The organism is Marinilabilia salmonicolor (genome assembly GCF_003003035.1).
In the GTDB taxonomy this organism is placed as follows: Bacteria; Bacteroidota; Bacteroidia; order Bacteroidales; family Marinilabiliaceae; genus Marinilabilia; species Marinilabilia salmonicolor_A.
The window spans coordinates 1-18,381 of sequence record NZ_PVTS01000019.1; the positions used below are offsets into that span (position 1 = coordinate 1).

General features: G+C 42.8%; 13 protein-coding genes. 12 read left to right on the plus strand and 1 reads right to left on the minus strand.

Annotated elements, in window-relative coordinates; genetic code table 11:
• Window positions 1-528: 528 nt before the first annotated feature.
• Entirely contained in the window at window positions 529-981 is a 453-nt protein-coding gene (locus BY457_RS15925) for a DUF302 domain-containing protein (protein WP_106154324.1), read from the minus strand.
• A gap of 393 nt (window positions 982-1,374) precedes the next feature.
• Here BY457_RS15925 and BY457_RS15930 point away from each other — a divergent pair, with 393 nt between their 5' ends.
• The 12 genes from BY457_RS15930 to BY457_RS15985 all read left to right on the plus strand — a co-directional run bounded on the left by BY457_RS15930 (window position 1,375) and on the right by BY457_RS15985 (window position 18,276).
• Window positions 1,375-2,745, plus strand: coding sequence for a dipeptidase (locus tag BY457_RS15930; RefSeq protein ID WP_106154325.1), 1,371 nt, complete (start codon window positions 1,375-1,377; stop codon window positions 2,743-2,745).
• 368 nt (window positions 2,746-3,113) lie between these two features.
• A complete protein-coding gene (locus tag BY457_RS15935; protein WP_106154389.1) occupies window positions 3,114-5,306 on the plus strand; it encodes a glutamine synthetase III family protein in 2,193 nt (730 codons plus the stop codon).
• Between the two features lie 194 nt (window positions 5,307-5,500).
• Window positions 5,501-7,069, plus strand: coding sequence for a carboxypeptidase regulatory-like domain-containing protein (locus BY457_RS15940; RefSeq protein WP_106154326.1), 1,569 nt, complete (start codon window positions 5,501-5,503; stop codon window positions 7,067-7,069).
• Window positions 7,070-7,144: 75 nt separating this feature from the next.
• Complete coding sequence (locus tag BY457_RS15945; protein WP_106154327.1) at window positions 7,145-8,317, plus strand: AIR synthase related protein; 1,173 nt, start codon at window positions 7,145-7,147, stop codon at window positions 8,315-8,317.
• Window positions 8,318-8,459: 142 nt separating this feature from the next.
• On the plus strand, window positions 8,460-9,545 hold the full coding sequence (gene prfA / locus BY457_RS15950) for a peptide chain release factor 1 (protein ID WP_106154328.1): 1,086 nt from the start codon (window positions 8,460-8,462) through the stop codon (window positions 9,543-9,545).
• A 78-nt stretch (window positions 9,546-9,623) separates the two neighbouring features.
• On the plus strand, window positions 9,624-10,451 hold the full coding sequence (gene pyrF / locus BY457_RS15955; RefSeq protein WP_106154329.1) for an orotidine-5'-phosphate decarboxylase: 828 nt from the start codon (window positions 9,624-9,626) through the stop codon (window positions 10,449-10,451).
• A gap of 125 nt (window positions 10,452-10,576) precedes the next feature.
• A complete protein-coding gene (locus BY457_RS15960) occupies window positions 10,577-11,860 on the plus strand; it encodes a DUF2851 family protein (RefSeq protein ID WP_106154330.1) in 1,284 nt (427 codons plus the stop codon).
• Window positions 11,861-11,944: 84 nt separating this feature from the next.
• A complete protein-coding gene (locus BY457_RS15965; protein WP_106154331.1) occupies window positions 11,945-12,529 on the plus strand; it encodes a hypothetical protein in 585 nt (194 codons plus the stop codon).
• A 168-nt stretch (window positions 12,530-12,697) separates the two neighbouring features.
• On the plus strand, window positions 12,698-12,967 hold the full coding sequence (rpsO, locus tag BY457_RS15970; RefSeq protein WP_106154332.1) for a 30S ribosomal protein S15: 270 nt from the start codon (window positions 12,698-12,700) through the stop codon (window positions 12,965-12,967).
• 177 nt (window positions 12,968-13,144) lie between these two features.
• Window positions 13,145-15,268: a polyribonucleotide nucleotidyltransferase gene (locus BY457_RS15975; protein ID WP_106154333.1), complete on the plus strand. Its 2,124-nt coding sequence runs from the start codon at window positions 13,145-13,147 to the stop codon at window positions 15,266-15,268.
• 359 nt (window positions 15,269-15,627) lie between these two features.
• The gene (locus BY457_RS15980) at window positions 15,628-16,119 is read left to right on the plus strand and encodes a hypothetical protein (protein WP_106154334.1); all 492 of its coding nucleotides are present in this window, start codon (window positions 15,628-15,630) and stop codon (window positions 16,117-16,119) included.
• A gap of 30 nt (window positions 16,120-16,149) precedes the next feature.
• On the plus strand, window positions 16,150-18,276 hold the full coding sequence (locus tag BY457_RS15985; protein WP_106154335.1) for a prolyl oligopeptidase family serine peptidase: 2,127 nt from the start codon (window positions 16,150-16,152) through the stop codon (window positions 18,274-18,276).
• The last annotated feature ends 105 nt before the right edge of the window (window positions 18,277-18,381 follow it).

Consider the following 18,381-nt stretch of genomic DNA (forward strand, 5'->3'; position numbering starts at 1 on the left):
CTCTTAAGATACTGATTTTCAGGGATTTAACCTAATTTTTCAAGCATATATTTCATTGATTTTTAAATATTTACAAACAATAAATTGGGTTTTTTTCAACCCTTAATTCGCATTATATATAAAGAAAGACCGGAAGCAAATGCCACCGGTCTTTCTTTTTTATTTAGAGACTGTCTAGAACCTAAGCGTTTTTTCACGTGGTTGAACAAGAAAGTTTTAGGCGTGTGAGAAATCTAAACCGCAGTCCCGAAGTAGCTTTTGTAAGGTTTTTAAACAAAAAACCAACAAAAAGCACAATCGGGATGAGGATTTAGATTTTGAGCAACAACGCAGAAATTGGACTTGATAGACAAACTCTAAGTAAAGTTTGTCTATCAAGTCATGTGTTTGTCAAGAAAGTGCCAGTTACAATGCCTGCCCCGATTTTTCTTCGGGGGCTTGCGAAGCCCGAAAATACGCAGTTAACTTGAGTAAATGAGGAGTTTTCGGGCAAGCGTAACGCAGTAAAGGGTACTTTATGGACAAACACTATTTAGTTACCGTGGAGGTAATTCCTTTTAACCCTTCCGAAATTCCTTTGAAAATGTCTTCTGCCTTTGGAGCCACTTTCACTCCGGCTTCTTCATAATTACTCCAGGCAACATAGGTTTTACCATCCTCTTTCTCATAAACAGCCACCCTGCATGGGAGTAATGTTTGTGCTTTTCGGGATTCGTCATTTTTTAATAGAGCATAAGCAAATTCTGCATTGCAAAGAACCAGAATGGTGGATGGCAATACACTTTTATCCTTTTTTTTCAGGATGGCCTGCATGTCATGCTCTGCGGGGATGGCCCATCCTTTCTCTGCAGCTTTCTCTTTTATTGCATCCAGCGTTTCCTGAAAGTTCATTTTGCTCTCTTTCTCAAATACTGCCTTTTGAGCCATACTTGAGCTTATGGTTATGGCAAAAAGCAAGAGTGAAAATAATAATTTCTTCATGATATCATTCTTTGGGGTTAATAATATTTATTGAAACATTTAGATGTTTCGAAATGTTCAGTCCCGAAAATAAGAAACTTGATATCCCTCATTCCTGTTTGATTGTATTTTGCTTAATTTCGATGTTGGAATGATGTCCCGAACTATTTTTATTTTTTCGGGTTGTTCTTTTTTAGCCTGGTTTATTCATGAGTTTTCGTTATGAGATGTTCTAATGCCAATAAATTCAGGCAACCGCAGATAAAATTGACAAAGGGAATAGTGAACTATTTACAAATCAATTTTATTGAGGACGCCAGAATTTAGCAGGTAGTTGAACATCGCAATAGATAATTTATGAATAATCCAGGTTAGCCTGGAAATTTGATGACAACAACTAAAAAACAAAATACTATGCAAGACATTAAGCAATACATTGAGGATAATAAGGATCGTTTTCTGGAGGAATTGTTTGAGCTTATCCGGATACCGTCTATTAGCAGTGATTCTTCGCGAAAAGAAGATATGCGCAGAGCTTCGGAAAAATGGAAGCAGATTCTGCTGGAAGCCGGAGCCGACAGGGCCGAGGTGATGGAAACTAAGGGGCACCCCGTGGTTTTTGGCGAAAAAATGGTGGATAAAAATGCCCCAACTGTTTTGGTTTACGGGCATACTGATGTAATGCCTGTTGATCCTGTAGAGCTTTGGAATACAGATCCGTTTGAGCCGGTAATTAAAGATGGAAAAATCTGGGCCAGAGGTGCAGATGATGATAAAGGGCAGGCTTTTATGCACGCTAAAGCTTTTGAGTATCTGGTGAAAACAAATCAGTTGGAGTGCAATGTTAAATTTTTGATTGAAGGGGAAGAGGAGATTGGTTCGGAAAATCTTCCCGAATTTTGCGAAAACAATAAAGAATTGTTGAAAGCGGATGTGATTTTGGTTTCTGATACTTCAATGCTTGCTCCTGATACTCCGTCTATTACAACAGGGCTCAGAGGACTCGCCTATTGGCAGGTTGATGTTACTGGTCCCAACCGTGATTTGCATTCCGGGATTTTTGGAGGTGCCGTGGCAAACCCCATTAATGTGCTGGCCAAAATGATTGGAGGTTTGCTTGATGAAAATGGCAAGGTTACTGTTCCCGGGTTTTATGATGATGTTCTTGAGGTAAGCTCCGAAGAAAGAGAATTGATGGGAAGGGCGCCTTACGATGAAGAGAAATATAAAGCAGCAATTGGTGTTGATGCGCTTCAGGGAGAGGATGGTTTTACCACTCCCGAACGAACCGGGATTCGTCCTTCTTTTGATGTGTGTGGAATCTGGGGCGGATACACCGGGGAAGGAGCTAAGACTGTTTTGCCGTCTAAAGCTCATGCTAAATTGTCATCGCGATTGGTTCCCAATCAGGACCATCATAAAATTGCTGATCAGTTTAAAGCGTATTTTGAATCCATTGCTCCTGATTCTGTTAATGTTGAGGTTTCAGTTTTACATGGCGGGCAGGCCTATGTATGTCCGATAGATATTCCTGCTTACCGGGCAGCTGAAAAAGCATACCAGGAAACTTTTGGCAAGAGACCCGTTCCTGTGAGAAGCGGGGGGTCTATCCCGATTATTTCAACATTTGAGCAAATTCTGGGAATAAAATCGGTATTGATGGGATTTGGTTTGGAAAGTGATGCGATTCATAGTCCCAATGAAAATTATCCGCTGGAACAATTCTTTAAAGGAATTGAGACGATACCTTATTTCTATAAATACTTTTCTTCAGAGATGAAGTAGATTTTTGATGTATTCCATTCAGAGGTTCTTTGTTTTTTTGCAGAGACCCTCTTTTTTTGGGGTGTAGTCCGGATTTTTTCGAAATGGTGTGTTGTGGTGGTTGTTTTTTGTAATGTTCCGGGTAGATTTATCGTGTCTGATGCAGAATGTAGTTACAATTGAGTTATTTCTTTGCTGTTTTTTTTATCTGGTCTGTGATTTTTTTTTGAATGTGCTTGAGTGTTTTTGTGTAAAAAATATTCATTTAGGGTTTAAAAAAGAGGGTTTGTCAAATAAAAAACAACAAAAATCAATTATAACCCTAAAAAATTATGGGTGTGATTGAAAAATATGATATATTTGCGGTAGTTAACTCGAAAATATTAGTTATGGCAAAATTAAGATTTACTGCATTGGAAGAGCTTCTGAACAGGGAGCCCAAAAAAAGTGAGGGTACCAGGATGCCTTCGTCCGATTATTATGGTGAGATGGTGTTTGATCGTCCAAAGATGAAAAAGTATCTTTCACCTGAAGCTTTTGTTCATGTGATGGAGTCCATAGAAAAAGGGACCCGGATTGATCGTAAAATGGCGGATCAAATTGCTTTGGGAATGAAAGCCTGGGCGATGGAGAATGGAGCAAGCCATTATACACACTGGTTTCATCCGCTTACCGACGGAACTGCCGAGAAACATGATGCCTTTCTGACTTTTGGTGAATTTGGTACCATGGTGGAAAGCTTTTCAGGCTCATTATTGGTTCAGCAGGAGCCTGATGCATCGAGTTTTCCGTCCGGAGGTATCCGTAATACTTTCGAGGCACGCGGATATACTGCCTGGGACGTTTCTTCACCCGCTTTTATCATCGGGTCAACTTTGTGTATTCCTACTATTTTTGTCTCTTATACCGGTCATGCACTCGATTATAAATTTCCGTTGCTGAAAGCTTTGCATGCAGTGGATAAGGCAGCAGTGGATGTTTGCCAATATTTTGATAAGAATGTAACAAAGGTTAACAGTAACCTTGGTTGGGAGCAGGAATACTTTCTGATTGACGAGGCACTCTATCATGCTCGTCCTGACCTGATGCTCACCGGAAGGACCTTGATGGGGCACTCTTCCGCAAAAGATCAGCAGCTGGATGATCACTATTTTGGCTCGATACCGACACGGGTCATTGCCTTTATGGAGGATTTTGAGAAAGAGGCTTACCGACTGGGAATTCCTGTAAAAACGCGCCACAATGAGGTGGCTCCCAATCAGTTTGAGGTGGCTCCTATTTTCGAGGAAACCAACCTTGCCAACGACCACAACCAGCTGATTATGGATGTGATGAAGCGCGTGGCTCGTCAGCATAAATTCAGAATCCTGTTCCATGAGAAGCCATTTAAAGGGGTTAACGGTTCAGGAAAACATAACAACTGGTCATTGAGTACCAATACAGGTGTAAACCTGTTGTCTCCCGGTAAGAATCCAAAAGGAAACCTTCAGTTTCTGACTTTCCTGGTGAATGTGCTTAAAGCAGTTCACGACAATCAGGATGTACTGCTCGGAAGTATCATGTCAGCCAGCAATGCTCATCGTCTGGGAGCCAATGAGGCTCCTCCGTCAATTATCTCCATTTTCCTGGGAAGTCAGATCTCGGCCATGCTTGACGAGTTGGAAACCAGAGTTCCGGATAAGAAAATGACTCCTGATGAGAAGACAGCATTGAAGCTGGATATCGGCAAGATTCCCGAAATTCTTCTGGACAACACCGATCGTAACCGTACTTCTCCGTTTGCATTTACCGGCAATCGTTTTGAGTTCCGTGCTGTAGGGTCTGCTGCCAATTGTGCCTCAGCTATGATTTCACTAAACACAGCTATGGCCGGTCAGTTGAAGGAGTTTAAAAAAGAGGTGGATGCTCTTATCGATAAGGGTGTGAAGAAAGATGAGGCTATTTTCCAGATGATAAAGGAATATATTAAACAGTCAAAAAATATTCGCTTCGACGGTGACGGTTATTCACAAGACTGGGTAGAAGAGGCTGCTCGTCGTGGATTGTCGAATATTTCAAGTGTTCCGCAAGCCATCAAGACTTATTTGTCTCCAAAATCAAAGAATCTTTTTGTGGATAACGGTGTGTTTACCGATGTGGAGATTGAAGCCCGTACAGAGGTGGAGATGGAGAAGTTTACCAAAAAGATTCAGATTGAATCACGTGTGCTGGGAGATCTTGCGCTGAATCATATCGTTCCTACGGCTGTTCAATACATGAACACTTTGATTGAAAATGTTCAGGGATTGAAGGATGTGTTTGGGGAGAACTCCGATTATCAGGATCTTGCAGGTGATCGTCTGGATTTGATCAAAAAGATCTCTTTCCATATTAAGAACATCAAGAACAAGACTCATGATATGGTGGAGGCCCGGAAAGTTGCCAATAAGTTGGAAGACATGACTGAAATGGCAGAGATGTACGAGCAAAAAGTATTTCCATATCTGGATGACATTCGATACCATATCGATAAGCTTGAGTTGACTGTTGATAATGCAATTTGGCCCCTGCCAAAATACAGGGAGCTTTTGTTTGCCCGTTAACGAACGGGGGAGGTTTTGACTCGGGAGTGTCTGTTCTTTTGGAGCAGGCACTCTTTTTTTGTGGAGAGAGCAGGTTGCTCATGAAGCGTTTACCCATATAAAATATATTGTTCTTTTTTTCGTTTGTGTTTTGTTAGCATTACCTTTGAATACTGTGAACCGAGTATTAATTCTTTTTTTACCTTTTGCCTCGCATGGTAATCCGCATTTTATTCTTTTTATTGACAGGTCTGTCCGTTTTGTTGTTGTCCGGATGTAGTGCCGAAGCCAAACTGGCTTCCGGAGTTAAGCTTTATGAGGTTGGAGAGTATAGCCGGTCGGTGGAGAAGTTTAGAAAAATGGACTTTGATAATCGTTACTACAGGGCGCAGGCTTCCTACTACCTGGCCATGTCGTATTACAATATAGGTCAGGCCGGCAGAGCTTCTTCTTATTTTCAGCGAGCCATCAGGTATGGTTTCCCTGATCCGGTAGCTCATTTCTTCCTGGGGCAGTCCTTGCGAATGCGGGAAGATTATGAGGAAGCCATTGAGGCTTATGAAACTTATCTGGAGCATGATGTCGGAAACAGGGCTGCTTTGAATGGCATCCAGTCGTGTAAGATGGCTCTGAATAATCCCCAAACAACCCGGTATGTTGTAGAGGAAAACCGCGATCTCAGGTCGAGGGAAAGTGATTACTCGCCAGCTTTTGCCGGAGATGACTATTCTACTGTTTATTTTTCTTCCATGAGGGGAGGGGATAAAAAAAGAGATATCAATCAGATTACCGGGCAGGGGAGTTCTATGATATACAGTTCTATTCAGGATGGAGATGGAGGTTGGGAAGATCCGATCCCTTTTGTAGGAGTAAAGGATCCTGCGCAGGACGATGGTGTGGCAGCTTTTTCTTCTGATGGAAAAGAGATGTTTTTTACCCGATGTTTGTACCCTGAAGAAGAGCCAATGGGAACCAAAATTATGGTTCAGCATAAGGCCGGAGGTCGCTGGGGCGAACCAGAAGAGCTTCCTTTGGGGCCTGACAGCCTTGTTTTTGCTCATCCGGCCCTGTCTCCCGATGGAAACACCTTGTATTTTGTTTCTGATATGCCGGGTGGTTTTGGAGGAAAAGATCTTTGGAAGGTCACCCGTTCATCCGGCAGCGACTGGGGATTGCCGGAGAATCTGGGGGTGGACATCAATACCCCTGCAGATGAGATGTTCCCAACGGTTCGCAGTGACGGTCGGCTCTATTTCTCGTCCGATGGATTGGTCGGATATGGAGGCCTGGATATTTTTGAAGCGGTATATGATGCTGAAAATGAAGAATGGGAAATAAAAAATCTGGGTTTACCGCTGAATTCTCCGGGACATGACTTTGGTATTGCTTTCAGAGGAACCCGGGAGATGGGAATGCTTTCCTCCTCACGGGGCAGTTATCGTGGGGTGGAGCAAATTTTCAATTTTGAATTGCCCGATATTGATGCAATATTACAGGGGAAAGTTGTTGATGAGGAGGGCGACGCTATTGAGGGAGCCACGGTTCGTGTAGTGGGAAATAATGGAATAAATCTTACCACATCAACATCCCCCGAAGGAGCCTTTACTTTTGTGTTGGACCCTGATGCCGATTATATTGTGATGGTTACTGCAAGCGGTTATTTTAACGGAAAGCTGGAGTTTTCGACAGTGGGAATGGAGGAAAGTGATGAGTTTGAAAAGCAAATAACACTTAAGTCTGTTGACTCCGACAGTGAAACCACTCAAGTTTCCAGTGGATTGTAAAAGATCTTGTTTTTCTACCCCAAAAAGTTTCTGTATTTTTGCAGGAAATTAAAAAACATCCAAAACCAACTCTTCGTGCAGCAAGATTTAAGATACAATCAGCGGGGCGTCTCTGCTTCCAAAGAAGATGTGCATAAGGCCATTGAAAATGTGGACAAGGGAATTTTTCCCAAAGCATTTTGCAAAATTGTTCCGGACTTCTTAAGTGGAGATCCGCAGTGGTGCAACATTATGCATGCCGACGGGGCAGGAACCAAATCATCACTTGCTTATCTTTACTGGCGTGAGACAGGAGATCTGTCGGTATGGAAAGGCATCGCTCAGGATGCACTTATCATGAATCTTGATGATTTGTTATGTGTGGGAGCTACCGACAATATTTTGTTGTCATCCACCATCGGAAGAAATAAAAACAGAATTCCGGGGGAGGTTATCTCTGCAATCATTAATGGAACCGAGGAGTTGTTGCAAAATCTCAGAGAGCAGGGGATTTCGGTTTACAGCACCGGAGGAGAAACCGCCGATGTGGGAGATCTGGTACGTACCATTATTGTTGATTCTACTGTCACCGCGCGTATGCGAAGGAGTGATGTAATTTCCAACCACCTGATTCAGCCCGGTGATGTTATTGTCGGACTGTCATCCACAGGACAGGCTAATTACGAAGATTTTTATAATGCGGGTATGGGGAGCAACGGATTAACTTCTGCACGTCACGATGTGTTTGCACATTATCTTGCCAACAAATACCCGGAGAGTTTTGACCCGGAGGTGGCTGATGATCTGATCTATCAGGGAAAATACCAGCTTACAGAAATGGTTGAGGCATTGGGTGTGGATGCCGGAAAAATGGTTCTTTCACCCACACGTACTTATGCGCCGGTTGTAAAAAAGGTGCTTGAGCAGATTCGTCCCCAGATTCACGGGATGGTACATTGTTCGGGAGGTGCGCAAACCAAGGTAATGAACTTTGTGGATGACATGCATGTTGTAAAAGACAATTTGTTTCCGGTTCCCGAGTTGTTCCGCATTATTCAGGAAACATCACAAACTCCGTGGCAGGAGATGTATAAAGTATTCAATATGGGCCATCGGTTCGAGTTTTATGTGAAAGAAGATGCTGCCGCCAGTATTATCGATATTGCCGGTTCGTTTGGTGTGGATGCCCGGATCGTTGGGCGTTGTGAAGCTTCTTCCGAAGGAAACAAACTGACCATTAAAGGAGAAAAGGGAACTTATCATTATTAGGTTCACCGGATAATTATAACCTGTTGCAGATGCCCGGGAGACTTCATTGACTTCCCGTTCTGCAGTCAGGTTTTTTTATGTATTAAGTTTAAGAAATTGTTTATTGTCACAGTAAAACGCTGTGTGGAAATATTGAGGTAATATGGCACAAGATAATTCATTGCTTGAGAAGATTGAGGCACTGCGCCTGCGATTCGAAGAGATCGGTCAAATGATTACGGATCCGGAGGTGATTTCCGACCAGAAGCGATATGTGAAGTTGAATAAGGAGTACCGGGAGCTTGAAGATATTGTAAATGTTGGAAAAGATTACAAAAATCTTCTGGAGAATATTGAGTCTTCCAGGGCAATGCTGAAAGAAGACGATGAAGAGATGCGGGCTATGGCACGTGAGGAGCTGGACGGTTTGGAGGATGAACGCCCCAAAATGGAGGAGGAAATCAAAATGTTGCTCTTGCCGGGCGACCCCGAAGATTCCAAAAATGCCGTTATGGAAATTCGGGCCGGAGCCGGAGGTGATGAAGCCAGTATTTTTGCAGGAGACTTGTTTCGTATGTACACAAAGTACTGTGAAAGTAAAGGCTGGAAAACCGAAGTGACTCACTACTCGGAAGGGACTTCTGGTGGATACAAGGAGGTCGTAATGAAAGTCACCGGAAACGGGGTATATGGAATTCTGAAATATGAGTCGGGTGTTCACCGTGTCCAACGGGTTCCTCAAACCGAAACACAGGGGCGGGTGCATACATCGGCTGCTTCAGTTGCTGTTCTTCCGGAGGCCGAGGAGTTCGATATTGACCTGAAACAAGAGGATATCCGGAAAGATACTTATTGTTCATCCGGTCCGGGTGGTCAGTCTGTAAACACCACTTATTCGGCCATTCGGTTAACACACATCCCGACCGGTATTGTGGTGACCTGTCAGGATCAGAAGTCGCAGCTCAAGAACCTGGATAAGGCGATGACTGAACTGCGTACCCGGATTTACAACCTGGAGTATCAGAAATATCTCGACGAGATTTCTTCCAAACGGAAAACTATGGTTTCCACGGGTGACCGCTCTGCAAAAATCAGAACCTATAATTACCCACAGGGACGTGTTACCGATCACCGCATCAATTATACCATCTATAATTTGCCTGCAGTGATGGATGGCGATATAGGAGGAGTGATTGACAAACTGCAGATTGAAGAGAATGCAGAGCGGCTGAAAGCCAGTGAGATGTAATGCAGCCTCTCAGTCTTATTTGAAGAAAAGATCAGCACTAAAACATATTCAATCCGAAATAAGTAAAAATTAAATGCCATGACCAGCCGGGAGATTTTTGAACAGATAAAGAAGAAACAAAGCTTCCTTTGTGTGGGACTCGACAGTGATGTGAATAAGATACCGAGGTTTCTGTACGACACCACCGATCCTGTTTTTGCCTTCAACAAGGAGATTATTGATGCTACACACGATTTGACCGTGGCTTACAAACCCAATCTGGCCTTTTATGAAAGTATGGGAGTCAGCGGCTGGAATACCCTGGAGAAAACAGTAAACTATATCCGGTATAATTATCCTGATATATTTATTATTGCTGATGCCAAACGCGGCGATATCGGGAATACCTCAAATCTTTATGCCAAAGCATTTTTTGATGCAATGGATTTTGATGCCGTTACTGTGGCTCCATACATGGGGGAAGATTCGGTAAAGCCGTTTCTTACTTACGTTGGGAAATATGTCATTCTGCTGGCTCTTACCTCTAACAAAGGGGCTTCCGATTTTCAGTATGTAAAAGAAAATGATGAGCGGCTTTTTGAAAAGGTAATTAATACTTCAAAGGATTGGGGAACTGAGGAAAATATGATGTATGTGGTTGGTGCTACACGTGCTGAGATGCTTCAGGATATCCGGAAAATTGCTCCCAAACATTTTCTTTTGGTTCCCGGCGTGGGAGCTCAGGGCGGAAGTCTTGCCGAAGTTGCACGCAATGGTATGAATGAGCAATGCGGATTGCTGGTCAACTCTTCCAGGGGGATTATTTTTGCCGGTGATGGTGAGGATTTTGCTCAGAAAGCCCGTGCTGCTGCCACCGAGGTTCAGCAGGAGATGGCTTCTCTTCTCAAAGAGGGGTCACTCTTATAATTGAATTATTTCAGTTTTATTCGTAGCTTGCATTTTAGGCTGGGGTGCATCAAATTATTTGATGACCGGGATTTTTGTGTGGTTATATTCAAACCATCTTGAAAATCCGCAAAGCCTGTTGTTCTATGAATGAAGAGTTTCTCCAGTTTCTCTGGCAATATAAATATTATAAGCCGGGGATTTTTTTTACCGACCGGAACCAACAAGTGGAGGTAATTCATCCGGGATTGCCCAACTCCAACTCAGGACCCGATTTCTTCAATGCAAAAATTAAGCTGGATGATGTGTTGTGGGCCGGAAATGTAGAGATTCATGCCAATGCTTCAGATTGGTATAACCACAAACACCATTTGGATTCTCTTTATGACAATGTGGTACTGCATGTGGTGTTGCGCAACGATAAGGAGATTAAAAACAGTGCCGGCAGAGTAATCCCCTGCTGGGAGATGGAGATTCCTGAAAATATAATGAGTGAGTATCAGTCGCTCAGAAAACATCAGGGCTGGATTGCATGTGAGAACAAGATCAATAAGATTTCACGGTTCGAAATTGATGCATGGATCGAACGGATGTTGATAGAGAAGCTGGAGCAAAAAGTGTCAGGTATCGAGGCCCTTTTAGAAAACTCTCAAAACAACTGGCAGCAGGTCTTTTTTGTGGTATTGGCACGAAATTTCGGGTTTGGTCTCAATGGTGAACCATTTGAGCAACTGGCCCGACAACTTCCCTGGCAATATATTCAGAAAAATGCTGATTCACCGGTTAAACTGGAGGCTCTGATGTTAGGACAGGCAGGTTTTTTGGAGCTGATTTTGCATGAGGATAAATATGTACAGACGTTGGTGCGGGAATACCGCCTGTTGAAGCATAAATATGCACTTCAGCCAATGTCTGCACATCTGTGGAAATTTCTTCGGATGCGACCGGGTAATTTCCCGACGGTTCGTCTGGTTCAACTGGCAGCGCTTATTTCCGGAAATCCCTTTTTGTTTGATAAACTTTTATCGTGTGAAACACTCGCTGAAGCACGAAAATTACTGGCGGTTCAGCCCTCAGAATATTGGCATAATCATTATCGCCCGGGAGTTGAAAGTCCGCCCAAATCAAAGAAAACCGGGAGTCAGACCATTAATCTTATAATTATCAATACAGTTATTCCGATGCTTTTTGCATTTGGCAAATTGAGGGGTAATTTTGATTTGCAGCAAAGAGCCCTGGATTGGCTTTCGGAATTGCCGCCGGAAAAGAATAATATTGTGACCGGCTGGGCGAACCCTTCCATTGGAGTCAGCGCTTTGTCATCGGCTCAAAGTCAGGGATTGGTGTATCTGAAAAGAAATTATTGTGATCTCCGAAAGTGCCTGTCGTGCAGGTTGGGGCGCAATGTTTTGTCATTAAATTCAGAGTAAAGTTAAAAATTGGTTCGCTTTTTGTTATTTTCAAAAGTGTTAAAAAGTATTTATTTTGTATCATTGAACTCAAAACATCTTGTTATGAAATCTCGAATTTTAATTATTGCCGCGTTTTCTCTGATTCTGATGGGGGCCTTTTCTTCCTGTAAATCCAAGAAAAAAGTTACTGCCAAAAGTGAAATAGGAGATATTATCGAAGAACTACCTTGCGAAGACAAGGGGAAATCGGATAAGAATTTTTTCCGGGCCAGTGCTATGTCCACCAGTGCAGATCTGAGTCTGGCCAAGGAAAAAGCGCTCTTGCTGGCCAAGCAGCGCCTGGTGACTCTTATTAATTCCAATACCAAGTCGGTAACCGACAGGTATGTGAATGAGCGTGAAATTGGTGATGCTGCAGAATTTGAGCAGAAGTTTGAAAACATGACCCGCGAAGTTGCCGATGAAACCATCAACAACATAGTGGTTACCTGTGAGAAAGCAAGTGTTACTGAAGAGGGTAAATATCACGGTTTTGTGGCTATTGAGGTACATCGCGATGATGTATTAAAAGGAATTGACCGGAGAATTTCCAACGATGATAAATTGCAACTCGATTACGATAAGCAAAAGTTTCAGGAGATTTTTGAAGAGGAGATGGAGCAAATGGCCGAAGAGAGAGGGTATTGAGAATACGGGTTGAGGTTAAGAGAAATTTATGCGTGTAGATGCTCAACCTCAGTCTTTTTAATCTTTTGCCAGGCATTTGCAAAAAACTATAAACGACCTGTTTGCAGGTTTTTAAATTATTCCATATCTTTGCGGCCTATTTGTAAACCATATATTTAATTAGATCGTATGCATCTGACAAAAGAAGAAAAACAAGAGATCTTTGCGAAGTACGGGAAGTCGAATACTGACACTGGTTCACCTGAAAGCCAGATAGCATTATTTACCAACCGTATCGCACATTTGACCGAGCACCTGAAGGCTAATAAGAAAGACTTCAGCACCCAGTACGCACTTAAGAAGATGATTGGTAAGCGTCGAAACTTACTTGATTATCTTAAAGCAAAAGATATTGAAAAATATCGTGAGCTGATTAAGGATCTTGGGCTCCGCAGGTAGGTCAAAAAAGGATAGTATCAGAAAGGCAGTTCCCTCCCGGGAATTGCCTTTTTGTTTTTGTTTATCCTCGTTTTCAAGCACATTTTGAAAAAAAGTGATGTTTCCGGGCGATGGGTGGCAGATATTATCTATCTTTGGAGTTGATTAAGAGATTGTAAGAAAAATAGAAATTTATTTATGATTAAGCCGATTGAAAAAAGTATTGACCTCGGTGATGGAAGGTCAATTGTAATTGAAACTGGAAAGTTGGCCAAGCAGGCCGACGGATCGGTCGTTGTTAGAATGGGCAATACGTATTTGCTCGCTACCGTGGTTTCTGCTAAAGAAGCGAAACCTGATGTCGATTTTATGCCACTTTCTGTGGACTACAGAGAGAAGTATTCTGCCATAGGGCGTTTCCCCGGAGGTTTTCTTAAGCGGGAAGGTCGTCCTTCTGATTTCGAAATTCTTGTTTCGAGGTTGATTGACAGAGCTTTGAGGCCACTTTTCCCGGAGGATTATCATGCCGATACTTTTGTGAATGTGAGTCTTATATCTGCTGATAATGAAAGTGTCCCTGACTCTCTTGCCGGTCTTGCGGCCTCTGCTGCATTGACTATTTCCGATATTCCTTTCGCCGGACCTATTTCCGAAGTGAGGGTAGCTCGTGTTAACGGGGAATTGAAAATTAACCCTTCTGCATCAGAAATGAAAGAGGCCGATCTTGAAATAATGGTGGCCGCTTCGATGGATAATATTATGATGGTGGAAGGTGAGATGAAGGAGGTTTCTGAAGCTGAGCTTTTGGAAGCCATGAAATTTGCCCATGACGCCATCAAGGTACAGTGTGCAGCTCAGATTGAACTTGCCGAAATGGTCAACGTTACGAAACGTGAATATTCGCACGAAGTCAACGATGAGGAGCTGCGTAAAAAAGTTTGGGATGCTACTTATGAAAAGGCTCGTGAAGTTGCCCGTTCTGCAAATCCCAATAAGCATGAACGTCTGGACGGATTCGCTTCTATCGTTGATGAATTTATTGAGAGCAATTATGATGCAGAAGAGGACGAAATTCCTACCACTCTGATCAAAAAATATTTTCACGATGTGGAAAAAGATGCTGTTCGCCGGGTAATGCTGGATGAGAATGTTCGTCTTGATGGCCGGGCAATGGATGAAATTCGTCCCATCTGGTGTGAAGTGGATTGTATCCCCGGACCACATGGTTCAGCCATTTTTACTCGTGGAGAAACACAGTCTTTAACTACTGTTACCCTTGGTTCCAAACTGGATGAAAAACTGGTGGATGATGTACTCTACAAAGGGTATGACAGATTTTTATTACATTATAATTTCCCTCCTTTTTCTACCGGGGATGCCAAGCCTTACAGAGGTGTAGGCCGTCGTGAGATAGGACATGGTAACCTGGCTCACAGAGCTCTTAAAGGGATGTTGCCCGATGAAACACCTTATGTGATCAGGGTTGTCTCTGACATTCTGGAATCAAATGGTTCTTCATCTATGGCCACCGTTTGTGCCGGTACAATGGCTTTGATGGATGCCGGTATCCCTTTCAAGAAGCCTGTTTCGGGTATCGCTATGGGATTGATTACCGATAAGGACAGTGATAAGTATGTGGTGCTTTCAGATATCCTTGGCGACGAGGACCACCTTGGAGACATGGACTTCAAAGTTACCGGTACCGTTGATGGTATTACTGCTACCCAGATGGACATAAAAGTGGACGGATTGTCGTATGAAGTGCTGGAAAAAGCACTTGAACAGGCTCGTCGCGGACGTCTTCACATTTTGGATAAAATCACTGAAACCATCAGTGAGCCACGTGAAGACTATAAACCACACGCTCCTCGTATTGTTACCCTGAGGATTCCTAAGGATATGATTGGTGCTGTAATCGGACCAGGTGGAAAGATTATTCAGGAAATTCAGGCCGAAACCAATACCAGTATCTCCATCGACGAAGATGAGAAGAATGGTATTGTAGGTATTTCTGCCAGCGATAAGGATGCTATTGATAAGGCATTGAACCGTATCAAAGGCATTGTTGCTGTCCCAGAGGTAGGCACCGTTTACACCGGAAAAGTAAAATCGATTGTTCCTTTTGGTGCATTTGTGGAAATTCTTCCCGGAAAAGACGGTTTGTTGCATATTTCTGAAATTGAGTGGCGTCGTCTCGAAAAAGTGGAGGATGTTCTCAAAGAAGGAGATATGGTTGAGGTGAAACTGATTGACGTGGATCAGCGTTCAGGTAAACTGAAGCTGTCCCGTAAAGTATTGCTTCCCCGCCCCGAGCGTAACTAGTGTTTGTCTATAAAGTCCAATTTCTGCGTTGTTGCTCAAAATCTAAATTCTCATCCCGATTGTGCTTTTTGTTGGTTTTTTGTTTAAAACCTTACAAAAGCTACTTCGGGACTGCGGTTTAGATTTTTCACACGCCTTGAATGTGAACTTTCTAGTTCAAACACGTGAGAAACGCTTAGTTTATGGACGGACACTAATTAATCGGATTAATTTGAGGGTTCAATTGGGTTGAATTTTCAAAATATCAACAAATCCCCGGTGGAATATGTTATTCCATCGGGGATTTTGTATTTTTAGCCTGCTTTTTAATCCGGGATAGTCCCCTGTTTGTTTTGCTGAATAATCAATAATTTTAAACTATGAGCCGCTACCGAACGATTCAACAGTGGTACGATATTTTGAGCAGTCGTCTTAAAGGTGCCCCGCGCGAGAGTATTAGATTTTATAGTCTTGAGGCTTTCCCGAGGCTGATGCATCATCTTGAAACGCATAAAACTGAATGCGAAGTTTGCCGTCGTCACTTTGAAACACTTGATGAGATGAGTTTTGAGCTGGGACAATGGATGAAAACAGATGCCCCTGAGATGGTAAATTTTCAGGCCGAACTGGAAGATAGCGTCCGTCATTTGCGTTCTGATCATAAAGTTTTTCCCAAAGGTTTGTGGTTGTCACGTTTTGTCTTGATGGGTATTCTGGTTGGAATCCTCGGGGCCTTGATAACCATTGTGGTGGTTGCCGGGGTTGTTATCGGGGGCGTACTTCTTACCGGTGCTTTTATTGGTATGATGGTGGGGTGGATAGCCGGTAAAAACAAAGAAAGAAAAATTAAAAAACAGAATCGTCTTTATTAATCGGTTACACCAGTATAAAATCTAAAAAAAATGAACTATCGAATTCTAATTGTGTCACTGCTTGCTATGGCAACATTATTTTCCTGTAAGGATAAAGGTCCTGATACTCCGGAATATCCGGAAACTAAAAAAGTAGATACGGTGGATGTTTACTACGGAACAGAGGTTCCCGATCCTTATCGCTGGCTGGAAGATGATCAGTCGGAAGAGACGAAGGATTGGGTTCAGCGTCAGGTAAAGGTTACCAATAAGTATCTGAGCGAAATTCCCTTTCGGGACAGGCTTAAAGAGAGACTTACGGAGGTCTGGAATTATGAAAAACAGGGAACGCCTGTTCGTAAAGGGAAGTATTGGTTTTTTATGCGTAACAACGGCCTGCAAAACCAATATGTTGTATATGTGAAAGAGGGGGAAGACGGAGAAGAACGGGTTCTGCTCGATCCCAATAAATTATCCGATGACGGAACGGTAGCTTTGTCGGATTATGCAGTTTCTGAAGATGGAACTTATATGGCCTACTCCATTTCACGAGGTGGTTCCGACTGGCGTGAAATTTATGTATTGGATGTGGCAACCGGAGAACAACTGGATGATCACCTGGAGTGGGTTAAATTTTCCGGTATTTCCTGGATGGGAGAAAAGGGGTTTGTTTACAGTCGTTATGATGCCCCCGCTCAGGGAGAAGAGTTGACGAATGTGAATGAATTTCAACAGGTTTATTATCATCAGATTGGCGATGAGCAATCCCAAGATGAATTAATCTACAAAGATCCTGTAAATGCGTTGCGTAATTTTACTGCAGAAGTGGATGATGACAATAAGAACATTGTTCTTTCGGGAAGTGAATCAACCAGCAATAACTCATTCTTAATCAGAGAATGGAACAGTGAGGAGTGGGCGGTTGCCGATACATCATTTGAAAACAACACCGTTTATTTGGGGACGGTAAACGGAAAGTATTGGGTTCTGACTGATTTTGATGCTCCACGTTACCGGGTAATGGCCATCAATCCTGAAAATCCGGCAATTGATCTATGGGAGGAAGTGGTTGCTGAAAAGGGAGACGTGCTGAACGGCGTTGCTCTTTCAGAAAACTACGCTGTTGCTCATTATATGGTGGATGCCGAATCCAAGCTGTTGGTCTTTGATTTTTTCGGTAAAGAGTTGTATGAGATTGAGTTGCCCGGAAGAGGTTCAGTGGGAGCTTTACGCACCACTCGCGAAGACGATGAATTGTTTTACTCCTTTGATTCATATAATGTCCCGGGGCAGGTTATTGACTTTAATCTGGAAACCAGAGAGAGTGACATAATCTTTGAGCCGGAAGTTGATTTTGACGGAGACAACTATGAAACCAGACTGGTGTTCATTGAAGCTGAAGACGGAGCTCAGGTGCCATTGCACATTGTCCATAAAAAAGGTATTGAACTCGATGGCAATAATCCTCTGATGCTTTACGGATACGGCGGCTTTAATGTAGTTTATTCTCCCGGATTTGATGTGCGGCTCATTCCCTGGCTTGAAAACGGCGGCGTTTATGTAAATGCGCACATCCGTGGTGGAGGAGAGTATGGAGAAGACTGGCATCAGGGCGGGACAAAGTTGAATAAACAACGTGTATTTGATGATTTTATCCTTGCTGCCGAGAAAGTGATTGAGATGGGTTATACCAATGCAGATAAAATTGCCATCCGTGGGGGCTCCAATGGTGGTTTGTTGCTCGGAGCAGTGGTGAATCAAAGGCCTGAACTGTTCCAGGTTTCTTTGCCTGCAGTAGGTGTAATGGATATGCTTCGATATCATAAATTTACTATTGGCTGGGCCTGGGCCGGAGATTACGGTCGCAGCGATGAGAGCGAGGAGATGTTCCGTTATTTATACGGATACTCGCCCGTTCATAATATCAAATCTGGGGTAGATTATCCTGCTACTCTTGTTTTTACTGCTGATCATGACGACCGTGTAGTACCTGCACATTCGTTTAAGTACATTGCTACCCTGCAGGAAAAATACAAAGGAGAGAATCCCGTGCTTATCAGAATTGAAACGAAAGCAGGTCATGGAGCAGGAAAACCGGTTTCCAAACAGATCGAGGAGGTTGCCGATATGTATGCATTTACATTTTACAATATGGGGCTGGAACCATATAATTGGTAAACAGGGATTAAAAAACCATGAAATACTTTATTTTGTCAGCAAAAAAACTTATTATTGTAAATAGTCTTTGTAAAAGAGAAAATTTGTATTGTTTGATAACAAAAA

What these genes read in the sequence shown, in the direction of transcription:
- BY457_RS15925 (WP_106154324.1), bottom strand. Translation starts at nt 981, where the DNA reads ATGAAGAAATTATTATTTTCACTCTTGCTTTTTGCCATAACCATAAGC.
- BY457_RS15930 (WP_106154325.1), top strand. Translation starts at nt 1,375, where the DNA reads ATGCAAGACATTAAGCAATACATTGAGGATAATAAGGATCGTTTTCTG.
- BY457_RS15935 (WP_106154389.1), top strand. Translation starts at nt 3,114, where the DNA reads ATGGCAAAATTAAGATTTACTGCATTGGAAGAGCTTCTGAACAGGGAG.
- BY457_RS15940 (WP_106154326.1), top strand. Translation starts at nt 5,501, where the DNA reads ATGGTAATCCGCATTTTATTCTTTTTATTGACAGGTCTGTCCGTTTTG.
- prfA (WP_106154328.1), top strand. Translation starts at nt 8,460, where the DNA reads ATGGCACAAGATAATTCATTGCTTGAGAAGATTGAGGCACTGCGCCTG.
- pyrF (WP_106154329.1), top strand. Translation starts at nt 9,624, where the DNA reads ATGACCAGCCGGGAGATTTTTGAACAGATAAAGAAGAAACAAAGCTTC.
- BY457_RS15960 (WP_106154330.1), top strand. Translation starts at nt 10,577, where the DNA reads ATGAATGAAGAGTTTCTCCAGTTTCTCTGGCAATATAAATATTATAAG.
- BY457_RS15965 (WP_106154331.1), top strand. Translation starts at nt 11,945, where the DNA reads ATGAAATCTCGAATTTTAATTATTGCCGCGTTTTCTCTGATTCTGATG.
- rpsO (WP_106154332.1), top strand. Translation starts at nt 12,698, where the DNA reads ATGCATCTGACAAAAGAAGAAAAACAAGAGATCTTTGCGAAGTACGGG.
- BY457_RS15975 (WP_106154333.1), top strand. Translation starts at nt 13,145, where the DNA reads ATGATTAAGCCGATTGAAAAAAGTATTGACCTCGGTGATGGAAGGTCA.
- BY457_RS15980 (WP_106154334.1), top strand. Translation starts at nt 15,628, where the DNA reads ATGAGCCGCTACCGAACGATTCAACAGTGGTACGATATTTTGAGCAGT.
- BY457_RS15985 (WP_106154335.1), top strand. Translation starts at nt 16,150, where the DNA reads ATGAACTATCGAATTCTAATTGTGTCACTGCTTGCTATGGCAACATTA.